Source organism: Pseudomonas sp. GD03875 (assembly GCF_029840585.1).
GTDB classification, from domain to species: domain Bacteria; phylum Pseudomonadota; class Gammaproteobacteria; order Pseudomonadales; family Pseudomonadaceae; genus Aquipseudomonas; species Aquipseudomonas paralcaligenes.
Map to the genome: position 1 here is coordinate 94,141 of NZ_JAOCCV010000002.1, position 24,765 is coordinate 118,905.

Genomic DNA, 24,765 nt, shown 5'->3' on the forward strand with positions numbered 1-24,765 from the left:
AGTGGTCGTCCTCGCGAAGGCGGGGACCCAGGGTACGGTGCTCCGGCCGGCGCATGGATTCCCGCCTGCGCGGGAATGACGAGGTAGGTGGTCGTCCCCGCGAAGGCGGGGACCCAGGGACGCGGTGCCCTGGTCTGCGCATGGATTCCCGTCAACGCGGAAATGACGAAAGGAAGCGCCCCCTCTGCCTACGGCTTGCGCGCCACCAGCACGGCGCGGGTCGGCGCCGGCAGGCCTTCGAGGGTGCGGCTGTGGTCGGCGGGGTCGAGGAAGTCGGGCAGCGACTGGAAGCGCATCCACTCGGTGGCGCGCTGTTCCTCGACGCTGGTGGTGGACACGTCCACGCACTGCACGTCGACGAAGCCGGCGCGGCGCAGCCAGAGTTCCAGCGCCGGCACCGAGGGCAGGAACCAGACGTTGCGCATCATCGCGTAGCGGTCCTCGGGCACCAGCACCTGCTGGGCGTCGCCTTCCACCACCAGGGTTTCCAGCACCAGTTCGCCGCCCCTGAGCAGGCAGTCCTTGAGTTCCAGCAGGTGGTCGATGGGCGAACGGCGATGGTAGAGCACGCCCATGGAGAACACGGTATCGAAGCCTTCCAGCTTCGCCGGCAGTTCTTCCAGGGCCAGCGGCAGGTGCCAGGCCGGCGCGTCGGGCAGGTAGCGCTTGACCGCGAGGAACTGGTTGAGGAACAGCCAGTTGGGGTCGACGCCGACCACCGCGTCGGCGCCGGCGCCGAGCATGCGCCACATGTAGTAGCCGTTGCCGCAGCCGACGTCGAGGATGCGTTTGCCAGCCAGGTCCAGGTGCGGCGCCACCCGCGACCACTTCCAGTCCGAGCGCCATTCGGTGTCGACGTGCACGCCGAACAGCTCGAATGGCCCCTTGCGCCAGGGAATCAGGCCCTGCAGCGCGCTTTTCAGCGCGGTTCGGGTGGCCTCGTCGCAGGCGCCTTCCAGGCGCAGGGCGTCGCGCAGCTCGGCGTGCTCGACCGGCAACGCCGGCAGCGCCTCGACGGCGGCGAACCAGCGCGCCAGGTCGCCGTGGCCCACGGCCAGCTTGGCGTCGAGCTGGGCCGGCAGGTCGGCGGCCCAGTCCTGCAGCGGGCTGCCCGCCAGTTGCTGTTGCAGGGCGTCGAGGTCGAGGTGGCGGATCATGGCAGGGCGATCAGGGAGGCGAAGTTGAGGCACTGGAACCAGGGCACGACCTTGGAGAAGCCGGCGGCCAGCAGGCGCTCGCGGTGCTGTTCCAGGCTGTCGGGCTTCATCACGTGCTCGATGGCGCTGCGCTTCTGGGCGATTTCCAGTTCGCTGTAGCCGTTGGCACGCTTGAACGCCAGGTGCAGCTCGCCGAGCAGGGCATGCTCGGCCTCGTCCTCGAAGCGCAGCTTTTCCGAGAGGATCAGCGCGCCGCCCGGCAGCAGGGCCTGGCGGATGCGCGCGAGCAGCTCCTGGCGCTGCTGCGGCGGCACGAACTGGAGGGTGAAGTTGAGCGCCACCAGGGAGGCCGGCTGCAGGTCCAGGGCGAGGATGTCGGCCTCGACCACCTCGACCGGCAGCAGCTCCTGGAACATGGCGTCCTGGGCGTGCAGGTATTCGGAGCAGCGCTCGACCATGGCGTGGGAGTTGTCCACGGCGACCACCCGGCAGCCGTCGGTCTTCACGTGGCGGCGCAGCGCCTGGGTCACCGCGCCGAGGGAGCAGCCCAGGTCGTACAGCACGCTGTGCGGTTGGGCGAACTGCGCGGCCAGCACACCGAGGTTCTCGACGATGGTCGGGTAGCCCGGCACCGAGCGCTTGATCATGTCCGGGAAGACCCTGGCCACGTCCTCGTTGAAGACGAAGTCCGGCACCTGTTCCAGGGGCTGGGAGAAGAGTCGGTCGGGCTGCTGCTTCACGGCGGTCGGTCCGGTGTGGAAAAGGCCGGCATTCTAGCCAAGAGCGGGCCGTGGCCCAACCGCCTTCACTTCAACTGATCGGAAAAGAATTCGCCGGCGCCCTGCAGCGGGCCGAGTGGGTTGCGCTTGACCTCGTAGCGGCGGATGTTCGGCTCGCCGTTGCTGACCTTGTGCACCAGGGTGTCGTCGACCAGCACGAACACCGCGCGGAAGGCCCAGCCCTGCAGCTCGCGCTTCTTGCGGAAGTTGAACACGTCGGCCCAGAAGTTGCCGACCCGCTGGGTGTCGGTCTTGTTGAAGTCGAAGGCGTAGCCGATGCAGCGGTCCTTGGCCTCCAGGCACTGCAGCAGGCCGTCGGGCAGGTACTCGATGGGTACGTTGGGCTGGACGAACATCAGGCGCAGGTCGATGAACGAGAGCATCTTGCCGTTGCCCTGGGCCAGTGGGTCGAAGCCGAGGGAGAACAGATCGGAGCGGGTGGTCTTGCCGGGCTGGGCCTGGGAGTAGCGGATCTCGGCGTCCAGGTAGTCGTTGAACGGCGAGAGCACCTCGGCGCGCTCGCTGGGGAGCAGGCTACCGCAGCCTGACAGCAGGAACAGGTACAGCGGGAGCAGCATCCACGACTTGCCTTGCATGGCCGACCTCCACCAGAGAGCCTGACTCTCTCTATAGACGATTTGCCGGGGCGTCGCCGTTTTCCGGCGAGCGCGCCCGTGCCTGCGCGGCACGGGCGCGCCTGACGTTGCCTAGCGCTCGGCCAGGGAAGGCGTCGTGGAGGCGGTCGCGGTGTGAGCCGGGCGGGCGAGCAGGAGCACCGCGGAGGCGGCGATGCCGAACTGGCCCAGCCAGTAGCTGAGGATGATGGCGTAGCGCGCGCCCTCGAAGGGCGCGACGAAGCGGTTGATGCCGATCAGGCTGTCCGACAGCACGAACAGCGCGGCGCCGCCGGCCGCCAGCCAGGCGGACGCGCCGGCCACCACGCCGATCCGCGCCAGCGCGCGCCACAGCATGCAGCCGATGACCAGGCTGTACAGCGCCACCGGCGCCAGCATCTGGCCCAGGCCGCCACCGGCAGTGGCCAGGAGATAGAGCATGCCGCCGGCTGCCAGCGCGGCGATCAGCAGGTCGAAGGGGGCCAGGCGGCGGGTGTCGCCCAGGTAGGCGGCCAGGTAGGCCAGGTGGGCGAGGAGGAAGGCGCCGAGGCCGAACACGAAGAGGTCCGCCGGCCATTCCAGCAGCAGGTCGCCGAGCAGCGACAGGCCCAGGCCGATGGCGATCCAGCGCCGGTAGTGGCCGGCCGGCGCTTCGCGCAGCCAGAGCAGCAGGCAGATGACCGGGAGCGGTTTGCTCAGCAGGCGCAGCCAGGTCAGTTCGAAGTGATGGCCGAGGAGGAACAGGGCGACGCCGGCGAGGGCGACGATCAGCAGCAGTGGGCGCATGGCGGGGTTCTCTTGTTGTTGTTTGCGCCCATTATGGCCACGCTGCCGGCCGGAATCAGTGCGGCACGTAACAGCTGGAGCGGTTTGTCGCGTCAGGGGCCGGTGCCGATGGTGGCGAAGGGGAACAGCAGGCAGGTGGTCAGCCGCGGATAGCGGGCGCCGAACGCCGCGCCGAGCAACACCCCGCCCAGCGCCCACAGGGCGAGCTGGCCGAGTTCGGGCGAGGGCGCGAAGGCCAGGCGCCCCAGGCTGGCGATCCAGAAGAAGGCCATGGCGCCGATCATCGCGCCGGTCAGGCGATCCCGCCGGCGGATGGGCGAGTGCCACCAGCGGGAGAACTGCTGGCGCCTGTTGCCGGCGAACCGGCGCAGCGCCGCGATCATCGCACGTCGATCCGGCAGTCGATGGTCTTCTCCGGCGCCACGTCCTGTTCCCAGGGCCGCTGGTAGTGCATCAGCAGGCGGCCCTCGCCGGCCTGGTAGGCCTGGTAGCGCCAGGTGGACTGGCCGCCGGCGCCGACCAGCCCGGCGTCCTCCGGCGTCACGTAGACCTCGGGGCCGAGGCTGCGCAGCACGCCGCCTGCGGCGTCGGCCACCACCCAGCGGAAGCCGGTGGTGGGGTTGCTCGGCAGGGCGATGTTCAGGGTCTGCCCGGCGTGCAGCTGCAGCGGGCACTTGCCCAGCTGCTTCTCCTCCACGCTCACGGTGGATTGCGGCTGCGAGCCGCAGGCGGCCAGCAGGGCCAGGCCACAGGGCAGCAGCAGGCGATGGAACGGCTTCATGGCGGACTCCTGTCGGTCGAAACCCGCACAGCATAGCGGGGCAGGGCTGGGAGAGGGGCATTGCGTGCGCACGGCACGTCCTCGATTACGGGTAGATAGCCCGGAAGCTGTCGATGCTGAAGCCGTTCAGCCGCTTGTCGCCGAACAGGATGACGGGCACGCCGTTGCCGCCGATGGCGTCGTAGGCTTTCCGGGCGCTCTGGTTCTTCTCGATGTCGTATTCGACGTAGGCGATGCCGTTCTGCCGGAAATGGTTGCGGGCCTGCCGGCAGTAACCGCACCAGCTGGCCGCGTACATGACCACGCGCTGGCTCCTGGCGGGCGCGACCGACTCGTAGCTGACGCTCTCGTAGGGCGTGACCTTGAGGGAGAGCCGCTCCGCCTTTTCCTTGTCCTGCGGCTGGTCGCCGAAGTGGACGCGCCCCTGTTCGTCGGTCCACTTGTAGACCTCCGCCGCGCAGGCGAGCGGGAGCGTGGCGAGCAGGGCGAGGATGAATTTCGACATCGGTTGGCTTCCATGCGGACGAGGTGAGCAGTGTCCTTTCTACAGCATTGCGCCCCATAAGCAGAGCGGGTGAGGGCGGCTCACCCGTCTGCTGGGGATGGCCTCAGGCGAACAGCACCTTGGCCACGTCGGCGAAGCGCCTGGCGAAGTGCACGGTCAGCCCTTCCTTGAGGTAGTCGGGCAGCTCGGCGAAATCGCCACGGTTGGCCTCCGGCAGGATCAGCTCGAAGATCTTCTGCCGCCGCGCCGCGATCACCTTCTCGCGCACGCCGCCGATGGGCAGCACCTGGCCGGTCAGGGTCAGTTCGCCGGTCATGGCCACACCCTTCTTCGGCGCCTGGTTGCGCGCCAGGGAGAGCAGGGCGCTGGCCATGCTGATGCCGGCGCTGGGGCCGTCCTTGGGCGTGGCGCCCTCCGGCACGTGCAGGTGGACGAAGGCCTGGTCGAAGAAGCCCGGGTCACCGCCGTACTGCTTGAGGTGGGCGCCGACGTAGCTGTAGGCGATTTCCGCCGATTCCTTCATCACCTCGCCGAGCTGGCCGGTCAGCTTGAAGCCGCGGTTGAGGGTGTGGATGCGGGTCGCCTCGATCGGCAGGGTGGCGCCGCCCATGCTGGTCCAGGCCAGGCCGGTGATCACTCCGGTGCCGTTGAACACCTGCTCGCCGCGGAACACCGGCATGCCGAGGTAGCCTTCGAGGTCCTTCGGGCCGATCTTCACCTTGCTGCCGGGGTTGTCCAGCAACTGCACCACCGCCTTGCGCACCAGCTTGCCGAGCTGCTTCTCCAGCTGGCGCACGCCGGCCTCGCGGGCGTAGCCCTCGATCACCGCGCGCAGCGCCGGGTCGCTGATGCTCAGCTGGTTCTTGTTCACCCCCGCCTTCTCCAGCTGGCGCGGCCAGAGGTGGCGGCGGGCGATGGCCAGCTTCTCCTCGGTGATGTAGCCGGACAGGCGGATGACCTCCATGCGGTCCAGCAGCGGGCCGGGGATGGAGTCGAGGGTGTTGGCGGTGCACACGAACAGCACCTTGGACAGGTCCAGGCGCAGGTCCAGGTAGTGGTCGAGGAATTCGACATTCTGCTCCGGGTCGAGGGTTTCCAGCAGCGCCGAGGCCGGGTCGCCCTGGTAGCTGGCGCCCATCTTGTCGATCTCGTCGAGCATGATCACCGGGTTCATCACCTCGGCTTCCTTCAGCGCCTGCACCAGCTTGCCGGGCATGGCGCCGATGTAGGTGCGGCGGTGGCCCTTGATCTCCGCCTCGTCGCGCATGCCGCCCACGCTGAAGCGGTAGAAGGGCCGGCCGAGGGATTCGGCGATGGATTTGCCGATGCTGGTCTTGCCCACGCCGGGCGGGCCGACCAGCAGCACGATGCTGCCGGAGATCTCGCCCTTGAAGGCGCCCACCGCGAGGAATTCGGTGATGCGCGCCTTGATGTCGTCCATCCCGGCGTGGTGCTTGTCCAGCACCTTGCGCGCGTGGCCGAGGTCGAGCTTGTCCTGGCCGAGCAGGCCCCAGGGCAGGGCGGTGGCCCAGTCCAGGTAGTTGCGGGTCACCGCGTATTCCGGCGAGCCGGATTCGAGGATCGCCAGCTTGTGCAGCTCCTCGTCGATGCGCTTCTGCGCCTGCTCGGGCAGGGTCTTGCCGGCTAGGCGGGCGCGGAATTCGTCGGCGTCGGCGCTGCGGTCGTCCTTGGTGATGCCCAGCTCCTGCTGGATCACCTTGAGCTGTTCCTTGAGGAAGAACTCGCGCTGGTGCTGGCCGATCTTGCGGTCCACCTCGGCGGACAGCTCGTTCTGCAGGCGTGCGACTTCCACTTCCTTGCGCAGCAGCGGCAGCACCTTCTCCATGCGCCGCAGGATCGGCACGCAGTCGAGCACTTCCTGCAGCACGCCGGCCGGCGCGGTGGTCAGCGCGGCGGCGAAGTCGGTCAGCGGCGACGGGTCGTTGGGGCTGAAGCGGTTCAGGTAGTTCTTCAGCTCCTCGCTGTACAGCGGGTTGAGCGGCAGCAGTTCCTTGATCGCGTTGATCAGCGCCATGCCGTAGGCCTTGACCTCGTCGCGGCCGTCATTCTGGCCCTGCGGGTAGTCCACCTCGGCCAGGTAGGGCGGGCGGTGGCGCTTGAGCCAGCCGCGCACGCGCACCCGGCCCAGGCCCTGGGCGACGAACTGCAGCTTGCCGTCGGCGCGGCTGGCGTGGTGCACGCGCACCAGGGTGCCGTGCTCCGGCAGGCTGGCGGTGTCGAAGTGGCGCGGATCGGTCACCGGCTGGTCGACGTAGAACAGCGCCAGACACTTGTGCTCGGTGTTGGCCACCAGTTCCAGGGTTTCCGCCCAGTGCTCCTCGCTGACGATGACCGGCAGCACCTGCGCCGGGAAGAACGGGCGGTTGTGGATGGGGAGGACGTACAGCTTGTCCGGCAGGGTCTGGCCTGGCAGGGCGAGGTGGGTGGCCTGGCGATGCGCCTCGGCCTCGATGTATTCGTGGGTGATGTCCTGATCGCTCATGGCGGCCCTTGTCTGCTCAACCTGTGGTAGCGGGTTAGATGGGGCGATGGCCGGGGCATTTCAATGTCATTTTCGGGTTGCGCCTTTTTTGAGGGATGGTGCAACCGATGCCGCTTATCGGTGATACTGCCGCTTCGCCGTCCAACTGGTTAAAGTGCAACCCTGCCTCGGTCCGGTATTCCGCCCATGCTCAATGCCCGCCTCGCGCGCCTGGACAACCAGGCTCACGAACACGCCCACGACTATCACCAGCTGGTGATGTCGCTGTCCGGTCGCGCGGAATTCGAGGTCAGCGGCTGTGGCGGCGAGGTCTGCCGCATGCGCGCCTGCCTGGTGCCCGGGGACGCCGACCACCAGTTCGCCGGCATGGGCGACAACCGCATGCTGATCCTCGACCTGGACGGGCGCGACACCTCGCCGGAAGACCTCGACCTGCTCGCCCAGCTGTTCGAGAGCCCGCGCTACCCGACCCTGGACGCCGATTTCCAGAACCTGCTGAGCTACGCCGGCGCCGAACTGGCCCGCTACGGCAGCGACCCGCACCTGGCCCGCGCGCTCGGCGGCGTATTGCTGCGGGCCCTGCATCTGCGCCTGTTCGGCGAAGGCCGCCGCGGCGCCATCGCCAGCCTCGACATCGGCCGGCTGGACGCCTACATCGTCGAGCACCTGGCGCGGCGCATCACGGTGATCGAGCTGGCCCAGGTGGCCTGCCTCAGCCCCAGCCACTTCCACGCCCAGTTCAAGGACAGCGTGGGCCTGACTCCGCACCAGTACCTGCTCAAGACCCGCCTCGACCACGCCGCGCGGCTGCTGCGCGAGAGCCCGCTGCCGCTGGTGCGGATCGCCGGGGAGTGCGGCTTCTCCAGCCAGAGCGCGCTGACCACCGCCATGCGCCGCTACCTCGGACTGACGCCCAAGCGGTTGCGCGGGTTGCAGTAGAGCGCGGTGCGCATGGCGCACCCTACAGTGGTGTGCCTCGCAGGGTGCGTCGTGCGCACCGGTCTTGCTTGTCTATTTCGGAGCCCGCTCAGTCCCCGGTCGCCACCGGCCGCGCCGGGTCGGTGATCCATTCGCTCCAGGAGCCGGCGTACAGCGGCGCCAGCGGATAGCCGGCCAGGCTCAGGGCGAACAGGTTGTGGCAGGCGGTGACGCCGGAGCCGCAGTAGGCCACCAGGGATTGCGCCGGCCGCTCGCCGCGCAAGGCGTCGAAGCGTGCGCGCAGGCGGTCCGCCGGCAGCCAGCGACCGTCTTCGCCCAGGTTGTCGGTGAACACCGCGCAGCGGGCGCCGGGGATGTGCCCGGCCACTGGGTCCAGCGGCTCCACCTCGCCGCGGAAGCGGGGCAGGGCGCGGGCGTCCAGCAGGGTCAGGTCTGCGTCGCCCAGGCGCTGTTGCAGCTGCCCGGCGCTCAGTACCAGGCTGGCGTCCGGCTGGCCGGCGAAGTGGCCCGGCCGTGGCGCGGGGCGTTCGTCGGTCAGCGCCAGGCCTGCGTCCTTCCAGGCCTTGAGGCCGCCGTCGAGGAGGAACACGCCGTCGCGCTTGCCCAGCCAGGCCAGCAGCCACCAGGCGCGGGCGGCGAAGGCGCCGGGGCCGTCGTCGTACAGCACCACCGTGGAGTCGTCGTCGAGGCCCCAGGCGCGCAGCTTGCCGACCAGTTCGTCGGCGTCGGGCAGCGGATGGCGCCCGGTCACGCCCTTGACCACCGGGGCAGACAGGTCCCGCTCCAGGTCGGCGAACTGCGCGCCGGGCAGATGGCCCTCGGTGTAGCTGCGGGCGCCGTAGGCCGGGTCGTCGAGGGCGAAGCGGCAGTCGAGGATGACCAGGCCCGGTTCGCCCTGGCGGGTCTGCAGGTGGTCGGCGGTGATCAGCTGGGCGAGTGGCATGGGGCCTCCTGTGGCGGGTCGATGGACGGGCACATCATAGGGGGTGTCAGCGAATCCTGAGCCTGCCGATCCGGTCGTTGTCCAGGCTGCCCAGGTACAGGTAGTCGCCCACCGGCTTGACCGAGGTGACCATGCGCAGGTGGGTGCCGCTGGTGTCGTGCAGGCTCTCGACGATCTGGCCCTGCTCGTCGAGGGCGATGGCCAGGCCGTAGGCGGTCGGCTTCGGCCACAGGGCGCGGGGCAGCTTGGCCAGCTGGGCCTTGACCCAGGGCTGGTTCTGCAGGAAGTCGGCGTCGCTCTTGCGCGGCGTCGGCAGGGCCACCCAGAAGGTGCCGGCGCGGTCGCCCTGGAGGTTGTCCGGCATGCCCGGCAGGTTGTCGGCGAACAGGTCGTGGGTGCCGGCCTTGTCGCCCTTCAGCCAGTAGCGCTGGATGCGGTAGCGGTAGGTCTCGTTGACCAGCACGAAGTCCTCGTGCTGCGACAGGGCCACGCCGTTGGCGAAGTACAGGTCCCTGAGCAGCACCTCGGTCTTGCCGCTGGCCGGATCGAAGACCATCAGCCGGCCGTAGGGGCGGCCTTCCAGCAGGTCGAGCAGGTAGTCCGGCTGCTGGAACTTGCTGGAGGCGTCGGTGAAGTAGATGCGCCCGTCGCTGGCGATGTCCAGGTCATCGGTGAAGGCGAAGGGCACGCCCTCGGCCTCGGTGGCCAGGACCGTGACCTTGCCCTGCGGGTCGATGCTGAGCAGGCCCTTGTAGGCGTCCGCGACGATCAGGTTGCCCTGGGCGTCGAAGTCCATGCCCAGCGGGCGGCCGCCGGTGTCGGCGAGGGTTTCCACCTGGCCGTCGGCGATGCGCACCACGCGGCCGTCGTGCAGCCCTGCGTAGACCCGCCCCTGGCCGTCCACGGCGGTGTCTTCCGGGCCGTGGATCTGCCCTTGGGCCAGCAGTTCGGCCTTCATCAGGGTGTCGTTGGGCTCCAGCACGCCGGTCATCTGCGGCGCTTCTTGGGGTTTCCAGGCCAGCGGGGCGATGGGGCTGGGGGTGAAGGAGAGGACGACGCCCAGGCCCACAACGAGCAGCACGACGAGACCGAGGATTTTCTTCATTGTTGTTTCTTCCCTGGTGGTGTGGTGCCGGCAGTGTACAGGCTGCCGGGAGAGGGGAAGAACCTGCACGGACAATCCCGTCATTCCCGCGAAGGCGGGAATCCAGGAGCTGGCCACGACATCGTGTTCCTGGGTCCCCGCCTGCGCGGGGATGACCGTCCGAAAGGTAACCGTTCGAGATGATGACGCGCTGGGTCCCCGCCTTTGCGGGGACGACGGGGTGTGGGGGAGTCGCTGTTCCGTGGGCAACGGGCGTGAATGCCCGGTATCACGCTCGGGCATATATACTGCGCCGCATCAATCAAGGAGTGCCGCGTGGCCATCGATATTCAATGGATCCTCGACGACGCCAGCCTGGCGCGTCATTGCGCCGAGTGGCGGCAGTTGCCCTTCGTCGCCCTCGATACCGAGTTCATGCGGGTCGACACCTTCTATCCCATCGCCGGCCTGCTGCAGGTGGGCGACGGCCAGCGCGCCTACCTGGTCGACCCGCTGCAGGTGAGTGACTGGGCGCCCTTCGCCGCACTGCTGGAAGACCCGGGCGTGACCAAGGTGCTGCATTCCTGCAGCGAGGACCTGGAAGTCTTCCTGCGCCTGACCGGCGCGCTGCCGCAGCCGCTGTTCGATACCCAGCTGGCCGCCGGCTACCTCAACATCGGCTTCTCCATGGGCTATTCGCGCCTGGTGCAGGAAGTGCTGAACATCGAACTGCCCAAGGGCGAGACCCGCTCGGACTGGCTGCAGCGGCCGCTCTCGGAGACCCAGGTGAGCTATGCCGCCGAGGACGCCCAGCACCTGGCCGAGCTGTACCAGGTGCTGCTGCCCAGGCTGTCGGCGGACAAGCTGGCGTGGATTCTGGACGACGGCGCCGAGCTGGTGGCCAACCTGCGCCGCGAGGTCGACCCGGACGAGCTGTACAAGGAGGCCAAGCTGGGCTGGAAGCTGTCGCGCCAGCAACTGGCCGTGCTGCGTGCCCTGTACGCCTGGCGCGAGCGCCAGGCGCGGGCGCGCAACCAGCCGCGCAACCGCATCCTGCGCGAGCACTCGCTGTGGCCGCTGGCGCGCTTCCAGCCGGACAACAGCGTGACCCTGGCGCGCATCGAGGACATGCACCCGCGCACCGTGCGCCAGGATGGCGAGACCATCCTGCGGCTGATCCGCGAGGCCGCGGCGTTGCCGCCGGAGCGGTGGCCCGAGTCCCTGCCGACGCCGCTGCCGATCGAGGCCGGCGCGCTGCTGAAGCAACTGCGCGCGGTCGGCCAGGCCGAGGCCGAGCGTCTGCAGATCGTCCCCGAGCTGATGCTGCGCAAGAAATCCCTCGAAGCCCTGCTCAAGAGCGGCTACCCCGACGGCCCATGGACGCTGCCGGACAACCTGCGCGGATGGCGCCGTGAACTGATGGGCCAGGCCCTGCTGGACGTACTGCAATGAAGAAGATCTGCTCCATCTACAAGAGCCCGCGCAAGAACGAGATGTACCTCTACGTGCTCAAGGCCGATGCCCTCAAGCGCGTGCCCGAGGGCCTGCTGGCCGCCTTCGGCGCACCGCAGCTGTGCTTCGAGATGATCCTCACGCCGGAGAAGAAGCTGGCTCGCGAGGACATCGCCCTGGTGCTGGATAATCTCGACAAGCAGGGCTACCACCTGCAGATGCCGCCGCCCGAGGAGGAGTACATCCAGCACCTGCCGGAAGAACTGCTGCGGCGCAACGATCCGGTCTGATGCGAGTCCTCCTGCTGGAGCGCGAACAGGCGCGCTACGCCGAGTTGCTGCGAACGGCCGAGCCTGGCCTCGAACTGCACCACGACGCTGCCCGCGCGGGCGAGTGCCCGGTGTGGCTGGGTGAGCCGGACCTGCTCCTGCCGCTGCTGCGCCAGGGGCGGCGGCCCGACTGGCTGCAATCCACCTGGGCCGGCATCACGCCGCTGCTGGGAGTCGGCCTGCCGCGCGACTACCGCCTGAGCCGGGCGGTCGGCATCTTCGGCCAGCCCATGGCCGAATATGTGCTCGCCTACCTGCTGCTGCACCGCCGCCGCGTGCTGGCGCGCCTGGCCAGCCAGGTCGAGCAGCGCTGGGACGGCCAGCCGCCGCCCAGCCTGAATGGCTGCAAGGTGCTGGTGGTGGGCGCGGGCGACATCGGCAGCGAGATCGCCCGCTTCCTCGCGCCGTTCGGCGTGGCGCTGCGCGGCATTGCCCGCCAGTCCAGACCCATCGAGCCCTTCGCCGAGGTGCATGGCCTGGACGAGCTGGCCGAACAGGCGGCCTGGGCCGATTGCATCGTCAACGTGCTGCCGGATACGCCGGCCACCCGCGATCTCTACGATGCCGACCTGTTCGCGCGGATGCGCCGTGAGGCGCTGCTGATCAACTGCGGGCGCGGCGTGGCGGTGGTCGACGCCGACTTGGTGGCGGCCCTGCAGGCCGGGCAACTGGCCGGTGCGGTGATCGACGTGTGCCGCGAGGAGCCTTTGCCGCCGGGCCACCCGTTCTGGGACGCGCCGCGCCTGCTGCTCACCGGGCACAGCTCGGCGCCGACTGAACCGGCGGCGATGGCCCGGCTGTTCATCGACAACCTGCGCCGCTACCGCGACGGACAGCCGCTGCGCGGCGAGGTCGACTTCGCCCGCGGCTACTGAGGCGGCGTCAGCGCCTCGCCGATGGCATAGAAGTGCCCGCCGGCCACGTGGTGCAGGCTGCGCCAGGCCGGGTCGGCGTTCTCGAAGTGCCAGCGGCCGCCGTGGAACACCCGATCATCGGCCCAGGCGCCGACCACCTCGCCGATGAACAGGTCGTAGGCCCCCTGATTGTGCGGCTCGGGCACCAGCTTGCAGGCCAGCCAGGCGGAGCAGCCTTCGACCAGGGGCAGGTCATGGCCGGGCAGTTCGAACAGGTCGACGCCGGCCCGGGCCAGCTTGTCCGGCGCCTCCTTGAGACTGTGATTGCCGACCTCATGGGTCAGGCGCAGCTGCGCGACCGTCGGCACCTGAATCGCGAAGCGGCCGCTGCGCTCGATCAGCTCGCGGGTGCGGGTGGCCTTGTCCAGCACCACGGTGAGCTTGGGCGGGGCGAAATCCAGCACGCAGGCCCAGGCCGCCGCCATCACGTTGTCCACGCCGCCGTGGCGCGCCGAGACCAGCACGGTTGGGCCGTGGTTGAGCAGGCGGTAGGCCTTGGCGAGGTCGACGGGGGCGAGGTGGGGATTCATCGGAGACTCCTGGCGCTGGGAATTCTGATCGTGCTGTCGCTGGCTATAGCAGGACCTCGCCCACCGGCTCCAGCGGCGCCGGCGTCGGTTCGCCGATCAGCTCCAGGGTCGAGATCTCGATGGTGCGGCAGATGGCGTCCAGCGGCAGGTCGTTGGGCTGGGTATCGAACGGGTCGGCGATCTGGTCGCCGAGGGCGTCCAGGCCGAAGAAGGTGTAGGCCAGCACGCACACCGCGACGGGGGTGAACCAGCCGATACTGCCGACCAGGCAGAAGGGCAGCAGGAAGCAGTAGATGTGCACCACCCGGTGCAGCATCAGGATGTACGGATAGGGAATCGGCGTGTTGCGGATGCGCTCGCAGCCGCCCAGCACGTAGGAGAGGCGGGTCAGCTGCTGGTCGATCTCGACCAGCACCACGTCGCTGGCGCCGCTGCCGCGTGCCTGTGCCATGAAGCGCTGGCCGAGCAGGCCGAGCAGCGCGTTGGGTGAGGTCGGCAGGTCTGGCGCGTCGTCGCCCAGCGCCCGCCGGGTGTCGTCGCTCATCGGTTGCCCGCGCAGTGTGTCGCGCAGCGCATGGGCGAAGCCGATCAGCGGCCTCGCCAGCGCCAGGCGGGATTCCCGGTCCAGTTCCGGCAGCAGGGTCACGCTCTGCCGGGCTAGGTTGCGCGCGACGATCAGCAACTCGCCCCACAGCGTGCGTGCCTCCCAGAAGCGCTGGTAGGCCACGGTGTTGCGGAACGCGAGGAAGATCGCCAGCGTCAGCCCCCACAGGGTGAAGGGCGTCGCCGTCAGCAGCATGTGGTGGGCGTCGAGCAGGCCCTGGCTCGCCACCACCAGCGAGCTGAGCAGCACGGTGTACATCACCTTCTTCCAGATGACCGGGATGATCGAGCCCTTGATGGAGAACAGCAGGGTCCAGAGGGAGACGCGTTGGGGGTAGATGATCATGGGCTGTGTCGGTACGGGCCGCGCGGGGAGCCGCCATAGTACCGAAAAGGGTGGTGCTCCGGGTTGGCCGTGGTGGGGCGGGCGCAGGCTGTCAGCCGCCGACCCAATCACTGCGCGGCGGTTGGAGACCCGCGCCAGGCCTTCCGCCGCTGGACCGGGGTGACGGTGAACGAATACCGGCGGGGGAAGCGGGGCGCCTGAGCCGCCCGTTCGTCCTCCGCATCCCTGGTGTGCCCCGGCCGCGCGGCGCCGACCCGTCTGCTATACCAAGGGTCTTTCGTTCGGAGTCGTGAATGGAAGGCGGGCATGTCGCCCCCACACAACACAGCAACCAGGAGCGGTATCTACGATGGCAAGTCCAGCGGATGTGATCATTTCCAACAGGCTCGATGTGTCGATCAGAACCAAAGTGACCCGGGATTACTGGGTCGAAGGGGACGGGAAGTCCATCGACGACAAGCTGATCGGCCCGAACAGCACGGCCACGTTCAGGGTGAAGGCGAAGACCGGCCATCACGGCGAACTGGATATAGAGCTGCTACGCGACGGCGACAAGCAAGTCCTCGGCACCGCCTACATCAAGAGCATAAAGGACCCCCAGGAAGGCGGCGGCCTGAAATCCAGCGTCACCGATGCCCAGGCCAACCTGCAGCTCGCGACCTATGGCGAACGCCATTCGCCGGGCGACAAGGACCTGCGCCGGATCACCTTCACGTTGCTGAAGGCCAGCTATGCCGAACTGCGTTTCAATGAAGTGTCGATGAAGTCCGCCCACAACAGCTACGAGCGGAAGGAAGGCTTCGTCCAGCAGCTGCAGTGGAATGCCGACCAGCCCTCGAAGGATGGCTGCGGCTCGCTGGAGATCGACGTGGCGCAGTCCAAGGACGGCAACGAATGGGCGGTGACGCACACCAAGGACTACGACAAGAAGGACCGCCAGCTGTCGCAGTACCTGTCCGACCTCACCGCCTACTCGAACGCCCACCCGGGGCACGATGTGATCACCCTGCACATCGACCTGAAAAAGGTGCACTCGGACAACTTCCCCGCCGAGCTGGACGAATACATCCGCGCACGGCTGCTCATGCCGATCTACCAACCCGGGGACCTCATGGGCACTTGCGATTCCCTGCCCGAAGGGGCCAGGACGAACGGCTGGCCAACCGTCGCCGAACTGGCTGGCAAGATCATCATCTGCCTGACCGGCGACGAAACCGCGAAGAAGAAATACGCGTCGACCGATCCCAAGAAACGCCTCTGCTTCGCGGACAAGAAATGCGGCAACGACGAAGACCCGGCGGACACTCATCGGGTCTTCTTCAACTACAACATCACCCACCCGACACGTGACCAATGGATGGCGGTATTCCGCAAGGCTGCTGGGAAAAAGGATGTGCTATTGCGGGCCTATGAAGTGAACAGCGACGACAACTGGTACGACTGCCTCGAAAGCGGCTGCAACTTCATCGCCACCAACAAGATCGAGAACCATGCGTGGGCGGCGGTGGGGCACCAACGCTTCGTGAAGCGCACGCCGCTTGTGTAGCCGCTGGAGAAACGCCGGCATCGGGTGATGCCGGCGATTTCGTTGACTGGCCTAATGCTGTTTGCTTATGGCTGCCCTCGTGGGGGCGGCTGGGCTTCCGATTGGCCGTGAAGATTTGCTGTCAGTCCGTTCGCGGACAAGTCCGCTCCTACAGGGTTGGCTCGAGGGCGTGTCCGATCATTCCTTATGTGGCGGACATTGCTTTCACTCTCTGAGCTTCTGGGCAAGCGAGCGCAGCGGCGAGAGTACCTGCCGCTTGGTCCCATTGAGGAATGACTCCTGTTCGAAGGAGGGCAATGCCGCGACAGCCTCATCTGGCTGCTTGTAGTCGGGGAACAGGCTAAGCGCGTTGCCGCGTTCGACACGGGCCGCTTCACCGGCGCTCCAGAAGTCGGAGGCGACCAGTTCCTTGATCTGTTGCTGAGCGTGTTGGCCGGAGGCGAATGGCACATCGGTGCCGAACAGCAGCCGGTCTGGCTCGACCAGCTCGCGCAACGTCGCCATCGATGGGCGCGAGAGGGAGATGGCGGTGTCCAGGTAGAAGCGCCTCAGGTAAGTCAGCACGCCCTGGGTCGCGGTGTCCCCATACTCGATCATGGTGTTGGCCAGGGACACCCTCCACGCGACATAGGGCAGGAAGCCTCCGGCGTGAGCGAGAATCCAGCGGATCTTGTGGAAGCGTTCCATCGTGCCCGTCAGGATGAGGTTCAGCCCGGCTCGGGTAATGTCGCAGGGGTATTCCACCACGCTCAGGGGCGTGCTCAGGCCGAGAGGGTCGGTGGCCGGTACGTTCGGGTGGACAAAGACGATGGCGCTGCGCTCGTTGAGCTCGTGCATCAGCTCTGCGAAGAGGGGATCGCCCAGGAATTTCCCGTCGTTGCTGGCCATCAGGACCACGCCGTCCGCCTGCAAGGTATCGAGCGCATGGATGGCCTCCGCGCAGGCCCGTTCGGTGTACGGCAATGGCAGGTGCGCGAAGAATCCCATCCGGCCCTTGTGGCGCTCGGCCAGTTCGCGCGAGAACTCGTTGCTGCTGCGCGAGAAGGCCGTCAGTTCGGCTTCACCCACCTGAATGCCGGGCAGCACCGCAGAGGTGATGGCCGTCTGCACGCCGTCCGCCTGCAGGGAGGCGATGAACGACTCAGGGGACCAGTCGGGCAGTTCGAGCCCGGCAAGCGACCTCGTGTTGCGGCGTGCCAGCAGGTCACGCATGGCCGGAGGCACGATATGGCGGTGAACGTCGATCACGCCGGATTGCTCGACTGCAGCGATGGCCGCCGCGTCCGCATCCGGATCAAGGTTCCTCACGATGTTCTTCTCTGGTTCGCTTTTCATGTTCGATGCGAGCACCCCGGCACCTATGAGCGCGCCAGCGCCCACGACGAATGTACGACGTTTCATGACCACCTCTTGTTCTTGTACTGAAGCCCCGCAGATCAGCGGTTGCGCATGGACTCGGCCATGGATGACATCGGCCCGGTCATCGCTCGTCGCAGGCGCCCGGCCACGGACTCGCTCTCGAAGATGGGGAGGGCGGCGACGACCTCGTCGGCATGGCGGTACTGGGGGAAGAGTTCGAGCGCGTGGCCCCGGGCGACGCCGTACTTGACCGGCTCGGGGAACAGGTCGGATTCGTCCAGGGTGCGGCACTGCAGCGCCGACGCGGGGGCCGGCGCGAACGGGAAGTCGCTGCCGAACAGGATGTGCGAGGGATCGACCAGCTCCTTCAGCGCCACCATGGAGTAGCGCGACGGCGACAGCGCGGTGTCGAAGTAGAAGCGCTCGATGTAGTACTGCACGCCCTGTGGCGCGTGGCGCTGCAGATCGGGAATGTCCACCGTGCCCAGCCGCCCGGCCACGAACGGCAGGAAGCCACCGGCATGGGCCAGGATCCAGCGGGTATTGGGGTATTTCTCCTGGGTTCCGCTCAGGATCAGGTTGATCGCGGCGCGCGTGGTGTCGCAGAGGAACTCGATGAGAAAGCCCGGCATGTCGAGGCCGATGTTCACGCTGGTCTCGTGCAGGTTGGGATGCACGAAGACCACCGCCCGGCGGCGATCCAGCTCGCTCATCAGCTCGTCGAACAGTGGGTCGCCGAGGAAATGGCCGTCGGTGCTGCCCAGCAGCACCACGCCATCGGCCTTCAGCACATCCAGGGCGTAGATGGCCTCGCTGCAGGCCTGCGCGGTGAAGGGCATCGGCAGCACCGCGAAGAAGCCGAAGCGGCCGGGATACTGCGCCACCATCCCTGCGGATAATTCGTTGCAGCGCCGGGCCAGGTCGACGGCCTGGGCGGCTCCGCCGCCAAAGTGAACACCGGGTGCGGAGAGGGAGGTGATCGCGGTCTGAATGCCGTTGGCATCCATCACGGCAATGGACTTCTCCGGAGTCCACCTGGGAAGCGGGGCGCCCGCGACCTTCTCGATGCCCTTGGCTTGCATGGTGGCGACGAAGGCAGGGGGGATTACGTGGTGGTGGACGTCTATGCGCCCTTGCTTGATGGCCATGAGAGGTACCTTGGCGAGCATGGAATTCGAGCCGATCGGCGACTCACCGCTAACACACTCGATCCATGATGAGCACTTGTGATCACTACGGTCAAGGGCGGATCATGTCTTGGCTTGCCTGTAACCCTTCCACAAGCTGCCTCTCGCCGCGCTCATGGCCTCTGTAATGGCTGTTCCAGACGTATTTCATGGGGTGCATGGTGATGTCCGGCTAAAAAACAGACGATTTCGTGGTTGATTTGTAGTGATCAGTGGTGTTCACTTGTGAGCATTCGACGTCTCGAAGGTCTATAGCCGTGAGCATCATTCAAAAGCGCATCCATGAAGCGGCCCTCCAGCTGTTCGCCCAGAAGGAACTGGCGGACGTTAACGTCAGTGAACTGGCGCAGAAGGCGGGGCTGGCGCGCAACACCATCTACAAGAATCTCGAATCCATCGAAACGTTGTTCGAGACGGTCGCCACCGAGCTGGCATCCGAAATGAACGAGCGGGTTGGCAAGAGCGCGGCCCCTGGGCTGGATCCGGCGCAGCGGCTGTCCAACGGCATTCGCTTCTATATCCGTAGAGCCCATGAGGAGCACAACTGGGGTAGCTTCCTACTTCGCTATGGAGCCTCGCATGTATCGATGCAGGCTCTGTGGGATGGCCCACCTGTGAGAGACGTGCTGGAAGGCCTTGCCAGTCAGCGCTACAGCTTCCGTCAGGATCAACTCTTGTCCGCCATTGGCCTGATCGCTGGAGCGGTTCTGTCGGCTATCAGTCTCGTCCTGCAAGGGCATAAGACGTGGCGCGATGCCGGCGCCGATACCGCGGAGTTTGTCCTGCGAGGGTTGGGTGTGCCAGCTGATGAAGCTAGAGCATTTGCCACTGCTCCGCTCCCAGAGTTACCGACTCTAGACGACTGATAAACCCGGTTCTGCAAAGCGCACCATGTGATGCGCAGGAGGAGCTTATTGCCTGAAAAAAGTGAACAAGCAGGTTAGGCCAGTCAGGCACTTCTGCTGATCAAGCGCCCGCTAGTACGCAGGGCGTAATACCCAGCACTTCCAGAAATACGGATTTCATCGAGCCCTCGATGACCTGTACGGGCCGGCTCGTCCCGCAAAAAGGGCCTGCGTCGCAACACAAGAACAACAAGAGGTAGTGAAGATGCTCAAGCAACCCCGATGGCGGCCGGCCCGGCTCGCCAATGCAATCAGCCTTGCAACCCTGTTTTCCGCGTCGGCCCAGGCCATCGACTTTTCCATCGGCGAGATCGATGGCCAGCTGGATTCCACCCTGTCCATCGGTGCCAGCTGGGCATTGCGCAACCCGGATCCCGATCTGCTCGGCAGCAGCGTCACCGACGACGGTCGGCGCAACTTCAAGAAGGGCGAGACCTTCTCCAAGATCTTCAAGGGCATCCACGACCTGCAGCTGAGCCACGGCGAGAGCGGCGTGTTCCTGCGCGGCAAGTACTGGTACGACTTCGAGCTGAAGGACGAGAGCCGCCTGTTCAAGGACATCGACGACCACAATCGCAAGACCGGCGCGCAATCCAGCGGCGTGCAGCTGCTCGATGCCTTCGCCTACCACGGCTACACCATCGCCGACCTGCCGGGGACGGTTCGCCTCGGCAAGCAGGTGGTGAGCTGGGGCGAGAGCACCTTCATCCAGGGGGGGATTAACAGCATCAACCCGGTCGATGTCGCTGCGTTTCGCCGCCCTGGTTCGGAGATCAAGGAAGCCCTGATCCCGGTCAACATGTTCTACCTGTCGCAGAACCTCACGGATAACCTGACCGCGGAGCTGTTCTACCAGCTGGAGTGGGATCAGAGCGTCATCGACAACTGCGGCACCTTCTTCGCGCCCAACGATGCGATTGCCGATGGTTGCACCGGCCTGGTCGCCGGTCCCGCGCTGGATCAGAACGCCCTGGCCCAGGCCGCGCTTTCACCTTTCGGCGTCGATCTGACCAACGAGGGCATTCGCATTCCGCGCGCGGGTGACAACGACGCCCGCGATGACGGCCAGTGGGGCGCCGCGTTGCGCTGGTTCGCCCCGGAGCTGAACAGCGAGTTTGCCGCCTACTTCATGAACTACCACAGCCGCATGCCCTACATCAGCGGTATCAGCAGCCCGCACATGGCCGATCTGGGTTTCGCCAGCCAGGCTTGCGCCAACCTCGGCATCGACGATCCGGCGATATGCAGTGCCGTGGTCGGCAGCGCCCAGGGCCAGGCCCTGGTTCAGGGATACCGCCTGGGTACCTCGCAGTACTTCGCGGATTACCCGGAAGACATCCAGCTGTACGGCCTGAGCTTCAGCACCATCCTGCCGACCGGCACCACGCTTTCCGGCGAGATCAGCTACCGGCCGAACATGCCGATCCAGATCAGCGCGGTCGACATCGTCGCGTCTTTCTTCGGTGATCCCAATTTCTCACCCGTGCTGTCGTCGGGCTACTTCACCGCTGCCAACAGCGCCACGATGTCCGGTTACCAGCGCAAGGAGCTGACCCAGGCCCAAGTCACAGCCACCCACTTCTTCGACCAGGTCATGGGGGCAGATCGCCTCACCCTGGTCGGCGAAGCCGGCGTGACCCACGTCGGCGGCATGGGCGGCGACGGCCTGCGCTATGGCCGCAGCACCACCTTCGGCATGGGTGAGCTGGCCGACAACAGCATCTGCACGACCCAGATCAATACCAGGACGCCCAAGTACTGCACCGACGACGGCTTCACCACCAGCACCTCCTGGGGTTACCGCGTTCGCGCGATCTGGGAGTACAGCAATGTGATCGACGGCGTCGAACTCAGGCCCAGCCTGGCCTGGAGCCACGACGTCAACGGTTACGGGCCGGAGCCCGGCTTCAACGAAGGCTCCAAGGCCATCAGCCTGGGGCTGGACGCCGTCTACCTCAATACCTACACCGCCAGTCTCGCCTACACCGACTACTTCGGCGGCGACTACAACGCGATGGCCGATCGCGACTACGTCGCCCTGAGTTTCGCCGTGTCGTTCTAAGTGGAGTTATCCAGATGAATAATAAAATGCTCTCGGCGTGCTCATTCGCCCTTGCCTGCACCTTCGCCCACACCGCCCTGGCGGCGGTCAGCCCCGATCAGGCCAACCAGCTTGGCTCCGGCCTGACCCCCATCGGCGCCGAAATGGACGGCAACGCCGATGGCAGCATCCCTGCCTGGACCGGTGGCCTGCCCAAGGACGCCGGGACACTCAGCGCCCAGGGTTTCCTCAGCAACCCCTTCGCCAACGAGCAGCCGCTGTTCACCATCACCGCGCAGAACGCGGCCCAGTACCAGGACAAGTTGAGTCCTGGCCAGCAGGCGATGCTCAAGCGATACGCCACTTACCAGATACCGGTTTATCCGAGTCATCGCAGTGCCAGCCTGCCCGATGCCGTCTACCAGGCGGCGAAGGAGAACGCGACCAGGGCCAGGCTGGTCGAGGGCGGCAATGGCCTGGTCGACTTCTCGACCGCCATTCCATTCCCGATCCCGCAGAACGGCCTGGAAGTGCTGTGGAACCACATCACCCGCTACCGCGGCGGCAGTGCCAAGCGCACCCACGTGCAGGCCACGCCACTGGCCAGCGGCAAGTTCATGCCGGTGTACTTCAAGCAGCAGTTCACCTTCCGCGACCGGATCAAGGACTTCAATCCGGCCAAGCCCGGCAACGTGCTGTTCTACTACCGGCAGCTGGTCACCGCTCCGGCACGCCAGGCCGGCGACGTGGTGCTGGTGCACGAGACCCTGAACCAGGTGAAAGAGCCGCGCATGGCCTGGATCTACAACGCCGGCCAGCGTCGTGTGCGTCGCGCTCCGCAGATTTCCTACGACGGGCCGTACCCGGCCTCGGAGGGGCAGCGGGTCGCCGACAACCTGGACATGTACAACGGGGCGCCCGACCGCTACGACTGGAAGCTGGTCGGCAAGCGCGAGATCTACATCCCCTACAACAGCTTCAAGCTGGACTCGCCGACGCTGAAGTACAGCGACATCGTCCATCCCGGCCACCTGAACCCCGCTCACACGCGCTATGAGCTGCACCGCGTGTGGGAGGTCGAGGGCACCCTGAAAAAAGGCGAGCGCCATATCTACGCCAGGCGGGTGTTCTTCATCGACGAAGACTCCTGGCAGATCGCCCTGGCGGACCATTACGACTCGCGCGGCACGCTGTGGCGCGCCGCGGAGGGACATCTGACACCGCTGTACGACGTACAGGTGCCGTGGCTGGGTGCCGAGGCCCTGTATGACCTGATCAATGGCCGCTACATCGTCTCCGGCATGCGCAACGAGGAGAAGGACCCGATCGAGTTCGGCTTCTCTTCGCTGGCCGCCGAATACACCCCGGCGGCTCTGCGCAACGCGGGCATTCGCTGACCCCGGCTACTCCAGTCGAAGGCGTTCCGCTCTAGACCCTTGCCGCCCTGCGGGGCGGCCTTTTACGAGCAGGCAACGCTCGCATCAGCGAGTGAGATCACTACAGCATTCAAATGAACACTTGTGTTCATATATGAGCAATTGTAGATTAATTGGCACGACAACCAGCAGGTATCTCTGGAGCGCACATGACCCATAACGCAGCCATTCCAGGCCTCACATCCCGCCATGTCAGCGTCGGCCGGCGGCAGATATTCCTCAGCGAGGCCGGCCAGGGCCATCCTCTGCTCATGCTGCACGGCGGCGGGGCGGGCGCCTCGGGCATGTCCAACTACTCGCGCAACATCGAGGCACTGGCCAAACAGTTCCGCGTGCTGGTGGTGGACATGCCCGGCTATGGCCAGTCGACCAAGGGCCTGGATCGCAGCGATTCCTTCGGCGATCTGGCCAGGAGCATGCTCGGCCTGCTCGACGTCCTGCAGATCAAGTCGGCCCACGTGGTCGGCAACTCCCTTGGCGGCGCCTGCGCGCTGCGCATGGCACTGGAGGCGCCGGCGCGGGTCTCGGCCCTGGTACTGATGGGCCCGGGCGGGATAAACACCACGCGCAGCCTGCCCACCAAGGGGCTGAACCAGCTGCTCGACTACTACAACGGCGAAGGCCCGACGCTGGAGAAGATCACCCGCTTCATCCGCGAATACCTGGTCTACGACGGCAGCCTGGTGACCGACGCCATGATCGCCGAGCGCTACCGCTCCAGCATCGACCCTGAAGTGGTCGCCGCTCCGCCGCTGCGTCGCCCACCAGGCCTGAAGGCCGCACTGCGCATGGACTTCACCCGTGACGCACGCCTCGACCAGTGCCAGGTGCCGACCCTGGTGCTGTGGGGGGCGGAAGACAAAGTCAATCGCCCCAGTGGCGGCGAGACGCTGCGCAAGCGCATGCCCAACTGCGACCTGTACCTGTTCAGCAAGACCGGGCACTGGGTGCAGTGGGAGCGCGCAGCGGAATTCAACGCCGTCACCGCCGGCTTCCTCGCCTGCCACAACCCGGCCTGAGCGTACGGAGTACCTATGAAACAGGACATCTTCGGCGCCAGCAGCATGGGCTATGTGGTCATCGAGTCGAGCCGGCTGGACCGCTGGCAGGCCCTGCTGCAGGACGGCATCGGCCTGCACCTGCAGCATGTGGACAGCCAGTTGCTGGCCTTGCGCATGGACCAGTACCAACGCCGCATCATCGTCAAACGCGGCCCGGCGGAAGACTTCGCCGCCATCGGTTGGCAGCTGAGCGACCAGAACACCCTGGACATCGTGCTCCAGCGCCTGAAAACCCGCGGCATCGCCATCCACGAAAGCAGCGCGGCGGAAGCCGCCGAACGCGGCGTGGTGCGTTTCTGGCGGGTGATCGGGCCCAAGCGCATGGCCATCGAGCTGTTCATCGAGCCGCTGACCACCGACGAGCCGCTGAGCATGCTCAGCGAAGGCTTCATCACCGGCGAGGCCGGCATGGGCCACCTGGCGATCACCAGCCGTCGCGGCAAGGACATGCGCCGCTTCTGGCAGGAAATCTTCGATGCCCGGCAGAGCGACACCATCGTCGAGCAACTGGCTGGTGTGACCGTCGACATCGAGTTCTTCCGCGTCAATCCGCGCCACCACTCGATCGCCATCGCCCAGGTGCGCGGCCTTGCGCTCGACCCGATCCGCACCAAGGCCCAGCACATGAACCTGCTGACCACGTCAGTCGGTGGGCTGACCGATGCCTTCCTGCGCTGCCGTCGGCTGGGCTTCGAGATGGCCCACGAGATCGGCGAACACCCCAACGACCGCGAGCAGTCGTTCTACGTCCTCACCCCCTCCGGTTTCGAACTGGAGCTGGGCTGGAACGCCCTGGAAGTCGACGAGGCCAGCTGGCAGATCGCGACCTACAAGGGCATCAGCCTGTGGGGCCACAAGCCCCAGAAGCCTGGTACCTGGAACACGCTCAAGACCAACCTGGGCAATTTCGGCCAAGGCCTGCGCTCGCTGCGCCGCGCCGAGTACTCCCCGCTGTAGGAACCGCC

At 66.7% G+C, this 24,765-nt stretch carries 24 protein-coding genes; 10 read left to right on the forward strand and 14 right to left on the reverse strand.

The features are described 5' to 3' along the window. Window positions 1–188 precede the first annotated feature (188 nt). The 8 genes from cmoB to lon form a co-directional block, all read right to left on the reverse strand. Window positions 189–1,157 (reverse strand): tRNA 5-methoxyuridine(34)/uridine 5-oxyacetic acid(34) synthase CmoB, encoded by a 969-nt coding sequence (gene cmoB / locus N5D30_RS01895; protein ID WP_279907422.1) that lies wholly within the window; start codon window positions 1,155–1,157, stop codon window positions 189–191. Beyond that, window positions 1,154–1,897, reverse strand: coding sequence for a carboxy-S-adenosyl-L-methionine synthase CmoA (gene cmoA, locus N5D30_RS01900; RefSeq protein ID WP_279907423.1), 744 nt, complete (start codon window positions 1,895–1,897; stop codon window positions 1,154–1,156). The genes cmoB and cmoA overlap by 4 nt, the downstream gene beginning before the upstream one ends. A gap of 65 nt (window positions 1,898–1,962) precedes the next feature. Next, window positions 1,963–2,532: a hypothetical protein gene (locus N5D30_RS01905; RefSeq protein ID WP_279907424.1), complete on the reverse strand. Its 570-nt coding sequence runs from the start codon at window positions 2,530–2,532 to the stop codon at window positions 1,963–1,965. Between the two features lie 111 nt (window positions 2,533–2,643). Further along, window positions 2,644–3,336: a lysoplasmalogenase gene (locus N5D30_RS01910; protein WP_279907425.1), complete on the reverse strand. Its 693-nt coding sequence runs from the start codon at window positions 3,334–3,336 to the stop codon at window positions 2,644–2,646. Between the two features lie 92 nt (window positions 3,337–3,428). Beyond that, the gene (locus N5D30_RS01915; protein WP_279907426.1) at window positions 3,429–3,719 is read right to left on the reverse strand and encodes a hypothetical protein; all 291 of its coding nucleotides are present in this window, start codon (window positions 3,717–3,719) and stop codon (window positions 3,429–3,431) included. After that, window positions 3,716–4,117, reverse strand: coding sequence for a protease inhibitor I42 family protein (locus N5D30_RS01920; protein ID WP_279907427.1), 402 nt, complete (start codon window positions 4,115–4,117; stop codon window positions 3,716–3,718). Before N5D30_RS01920 ends, N5D30_RS01915 begins: the two co-directional genes overlap by 4 nt. An 85-nt stretch (window positions 4,118–4,202) precedes the next feature. Beyond that, window positions 4,203–4,622 carry a glutaredoxin family protein gene (locus tag N5D30_RS01925; protein WP_279907428.1) on the reverse strand — a complete coding sequence of 140 codons (420 nt, stop codon included), beginning with the start codon at window positions 4,620–4,622 and terminating at the stop codon, window positions 4,203–4,205. 103 nt (window positions 4,623–4,725) lie between these two features. Then, the gene (gene lon / locus N5D30_RS01930) at window positions 4,726–7,125 is read right to left on the reverse strand and encodes an endopeptidase La (protein ID WP_279907429.1); all 2,400 of its coding nucleotides are present in this window, start codon (window positions 7,123–7,125) and stop codon (window positions 4,726–4,728) included. 186 nt (window positions 7,126–7,311) lie between these two features. On the opposite strand from lon, the gene N5D30_RS01935 reads away from it, so the two are divergent. Then, entirely contained in the window at window positions 7,312–8,064 is a 753-nt protein-coding gene (locus N5D30_RS01935; RefSeq protein WP_279905364.1) for an AraC family transcriptional regulator, read from the forward strand. A gap of 88 nt (window positions 8,065–8,152) precedes the next feature. Here N5D30_RS01935 and N5D30_RS01940 read toward each other — a convergent pair whose 3' ends face one another. Next, window positions 8,153–9,007 (reverse strand): sulfurtransferase, encoded by an 855-nt coding sequence (locus N5D30_RS01940; RefSeq protein ID WP_279907430.1) that lies wholly within the window; start codon window positions 9,005–9,007, stop codon window positions 8,153–8,155. Between the two features lie 46 nt (window positions 9,008–9,053). Beyond that, entirely contained in the window at window positions 9,054–10,112 is a 1,059-nt protein-coding gene (locus tag N5D30_RS01945; RefSeq protein ID WP_279907431.1) for an SMP-30/gluconolactonase/LRE family protein, read from the reverse strand. 315 nt (window positions 10,113–10,427) lie between these two features. On the opposite strand from N5D30_RS01945, the gene rnd reads away from it, so the two are divergent. From rnd to N5D30_RS01960, 3 genes are read left to right on the forward strand one after another with little or no spacing between them, the layout of a single operon-like run. Then, window positions 10,428–11,543, forward strand: a complete 1,116-nt coding sequence (gene rnd, locus N5D30_RS01950) for a ribonuclease D (RefSeq protein ID WP_279907433.1) — start codon at window positions 10,428–10,430, stop codon at window positions 11,541–11,543. Then, a complete protein-coding gene (locus N5D30_RS01955) occupies window positions 11,540–11,833 on the forward strand; it encodes a YcgL domain-containing protein (protein WP_279907435.1) in 294 nt (97 codons plus the stop codon). The genes rnd and N5D30_RS01955 overlap by 4 nt, the downstream gene beginning before the upstream one ends. Next, on the forward strand, window positions 11,833–12,747 hold the full coding sequence (locus tag N5D30_RS01960) for a D-2-hydroxyacid dehydrogenase (protein WP_279907436.1): 915 nt from the start codon (window positions 11,833–11,835) through the stop codon (window positions 12,745–12,747). The genes N5D30_RS01955 and N5D30_RS01960 overlap by 1 nt, the downstream gene beginning before the upstream one ends. Here the strand turns inward: N5D30_RS01960 and N5D30_RS01965 are convergent. Together N5D30_RS01965 and N5D30_RS01970 are read right to left on the reverse strand one after the other, a co-directional pair. After that, window positions 12,741–13,316 carry a flavin reductase family protein gene (locus N5D30_RS01965; protein WP_279907437.1) on the reverse strand — a complete coding sequence of 192 codons (576 nt, stop codon included), beginning with the start codon at window positions 13,314–13,316 and terminating at the stop codon, window positions 12,741–12,743. The two genes, N5D30_RS01960 and N5D30_RS01965, sit on opposite strands and share 7 nt — an antisense overlap. A 43-nt stretch (window positions 13,317–13,359) precedes the next feature. After that, the gene (locus tag N5D30_RS01970) at window positions 13,360–14,265 is read right to left on the reverse strand and encodes a bestrophin family ion channel (protein WP_279907438.1); all 906 of its coding nucleotides are present in this window, start codon (window positions 14,263–14,265) and stop codon (window positions 13,360–13,362) included. 349 nt (window positions 14,266–14,614) lie between these two features. Here N5D30_RS01970 and N5D30_RS01975 point away from each other — a divergent pair, with 349 nt between their 5' ends. Continuing rightward, window positions 14,615–15,811: a Ca2+-dependent phosphoinositide-specific phospholipase C gene (locus N5D30_RS01975; RefSeq protein ID WP_279907439.1), complete on the forward strand. Its 1,197-nt coding sequence runs from the start codon at window positions 14,615–14,617 to the stop codon at window positions 15,809–15,811. Window positions 15,812–16,015: 204 nt separating this feature from the next. On the opposite strand, the gene N5D30_RS01980 is transcribed toward N5D30_RS01975, so the two are convergent. After that, complete coding sequence (locus N5D30_RS01980) at window positions 16,016–17,212, reverse strand: amidohydrolase family protein (RefSeq protein WP_279907440.1); 1,197 nt, start codon at window positions 17,210–17,212, stop codon at window positions 16,016–16,018. Between the two features lie 35 nt (window positions 17,213–17,247). After that, window positions 17,248–18,318 carry an amidohydrolase family protein gene (locus N5D30_RS01985; protein ID WP_279907441.1) on the reverse strand — a complete coding sequence of 357 codons (1,071 nt, stop codon included), beginning with the start codon at window positions 18,316–18,318 and terminating at the stop codon, window positions 17,248–17,250. A gap of 290 nt (window positions 18,319–18,608) precedes the next feature. Between N5D30_RS01985 and N5D30_RS01990 the strand changes: the two genes are divergently transcribed. The 5 genes from N5D30_RS01990 to N5D30_RS02010 all read left to right on the forward strand — a co-directional run bounded on the left by N5D30_RS01990 (window position 18,609) and on the right by N5D30_RS02010 (window position 24,757). Next, entirely contained in the window at window positions 18,609–19,223 is a 615-nt protein-coding gene (locus tag N5D30_RS01990) for a TetR/AcrR family transcriptional regulator (protein ID WP_279905393.1), read from the forward strand. 244 nt (window positions 19,224–19,467) lie between these two features. Then, window positions 19,468–21,324, forward strand: coding sequence for a DUF1302 domain-containing protein (locus tag N5D30_RS01995; RefSeq protein WP_279907442.1), 1,857 nt, complete (start codon window positions 19,468–19,470; stop codon window positions 21,322–21,324). 26 nt (window positions 21,325–21,350) lie between these two features. Beyond that, complete coding sequence (locus tag N5D30_RS02000) at window positions 21,351–22,700, forward strand: DUF1329 domain-containing protein (protein WP_279907579.1); 1,350 nt, start codon at window positions 21,351–21,353, stop codon at window positions 22,698–22,700. Window positions 22,701–22,888: 188 nt separating this feature from the next. Beyond that, window positions 22,889–23,758, forward strand: coding sequence for an alpha/beta fold hydrolase (locus tag N5D30_RS02005; RefSeq protein WP_279907443.1), 870 nt, complete (start codon window positions 22,889–22,891; stop codon window positions 23,756–23,758). Window positions 23,759–23,773: 15 nt separating this feature from the next. Next, entirely contained in the window at window positions 23,774–24,757 is a 984-nt protein-coding gene (locus tag N5D30_RS02010) for a VOC family protein (protein WP_279907444.1), read from the forward strand. Window positions 24,758–24,765 lie beyond the last annotated feature (8 nt).

What these genes read in the sequence shown, in the direction of transcription:
- lon (WP_279907429.1), bottom strand. Translation starts at nt 7,125, where the DNA reads ATGAGCGATCAGGACATCACCCACGAATACATCGAGGCCGAGGCGCAT.
- N5D30_RS01940 (WP_279907430.1), bottom strand. Translation starts at nt 9,007, where the DNA reads ATGCCACTCGCCCAGCTGATCACCGCCGACCACCTGCAGACCCGCCAG.
- cmoB (WP_279907422.1), bottom strand. Translation starts at nt 1,157, where the DNA reads ATGATCCGCCACCTCGACCTCGACGCCCTGCAACAGCAACTGGCGGGC.
- N5D30_RS01920 (WP_279907427.1), bottom strand. Translation starts at nt 4,117, where the DNA reads ATGAAGCCGTTCCATCGCCTGCTGCTGCCCTGTGGCCTGGCCCTGCTG.
- N5D30_RS02005 (WP_279907443.1), top strand. Translation starts at nt 22,889, where the DNA reads ATGACCCATAACGCAGCCATTCCAGGCCTCACATCCCGCCATGTCAGC.
- N5D30_RS01975 (WP_279907439.1), top strand. Translation starts at nt 14,615, where the DNA reads ATGGCAAGTCCAGCGGATGTGATCATTTCCAACAGGCTCGATGTGTCG.
- N5D30_RS01980 (WP_279907440.1), bottom strand. Translation starts at nt 17,212, where the DNA reads ATGAAACGTCGTACATTCGTCGTGGGCGCTGGCGCGCTCATAGGTGCC.
- N5D30_RS01970 (WP_279907438.1), bottom strand. Translation starts at nt 14,265, where the DNA reads ATGATCATCTACCCCCAACGCGTCTCCCTCTGGACCCTGCTGTTCTCC.
- N5D30_RS01995 (WP_279907442.1), top strand. Translation starts at nt 19,468, where the DNA reads ATGCTCAAGCAACCCCGATGGCGGCCGGCCCGGCTCGCCAATGCAATC.
- N5D30_RS01935 (WP_279905364.1), top strand. Translation starts at nt 7,312, where the DNA reads ATGCTCAATGCCCGCCTCGCGCGCCTGGACAACCAGGCTCACGAACAC.
- N5D30_RS01915 (WP_279907426.1), bottom strand. Translation starts at nt 3,719, where the DNA reads ATGATCGCGGCGCTGCGCCGGTTCGCCGGCAACAGGCGCCAGCAGTTC.
- N5D30_RS02000 (WP_279907579.1), top strand. Translation starts at nt 21,351, where the DNA reads ATGCTCTCGGCGTGCTCATTCGCCCTTGCCTGCACCTTCGCCCACACC.
- N5D30_RS01960 (WP_279907436.1), top strand. Translation starts at nt 11,833, where the DNA reads ATGCGAGTCCTCCTGCTGGAGCGCGAACAGGCGCGCTACGCCGAGTTG.
- N5D30_RS01925 (WP_279907428.1), bottom strand. Translation starts at nt 4,622, where the DNA reads ATGTCGAAATTCATCCTCGCCCTGCTCGCCACGCTCCCGCTCGCCTGC.
- N5D30_RS01955 (WP_279907435.1), top strand. Translation starts at nt 11,540, where the DNA reads ATGAAGAAGATCTGCTCCATCTACAAGAGCCCGCGCAAGAACGAGATG.
- N5D30_RS01905 (WP_279907424.1), bottom strand. Translation starts at nt 2,532, where the DNA reads ATGCAAGGCAAGTCGTGGATGCTGCTCCCGCTGTACCTGTTCCTGCTG.
- N5D30_RS01910 (WP_279907425.1), bottom strand. Translation starts at nt 3,336, where the DNA reads ATGCGCCCACTGCTGCTGATCGTCGCCCTCGCCGGCGTCGCCCTGTTC.
- N5D30_RS02010 (WP_279907444.1), top strand. Translation starts at nt 23,774, where the DNA reads ATGAAACAGGACATCTTCGGCGCCAGCAGCATGGGCTATGTGGTCATC.
- N5D30_RS01985 (WP_279907441.1), bottom strand. Translation starts at nt 18,318, where the DNA reads ATGGCCATCAAGCAAGGGCGCATAGACGTCCACCACCACGTAATCCCC.
- N5D30_RS01965 (WP_279907437.1), bottom strand. Translation starts at nt 13,316, where the DNA reads ATGAATCCCCACCTCGCCCCCGTCGACCTCGCCAAGGCCTACCGCCTG.
- N5D30_RS01945 (WP_279907431.1), bottom strand. Translation starts at nt 10,112, where the DNA reads ATGAAGAAAATCCTCGGTCTCGTCGTGCTGCTCGTTGTGGGCCTGGGC.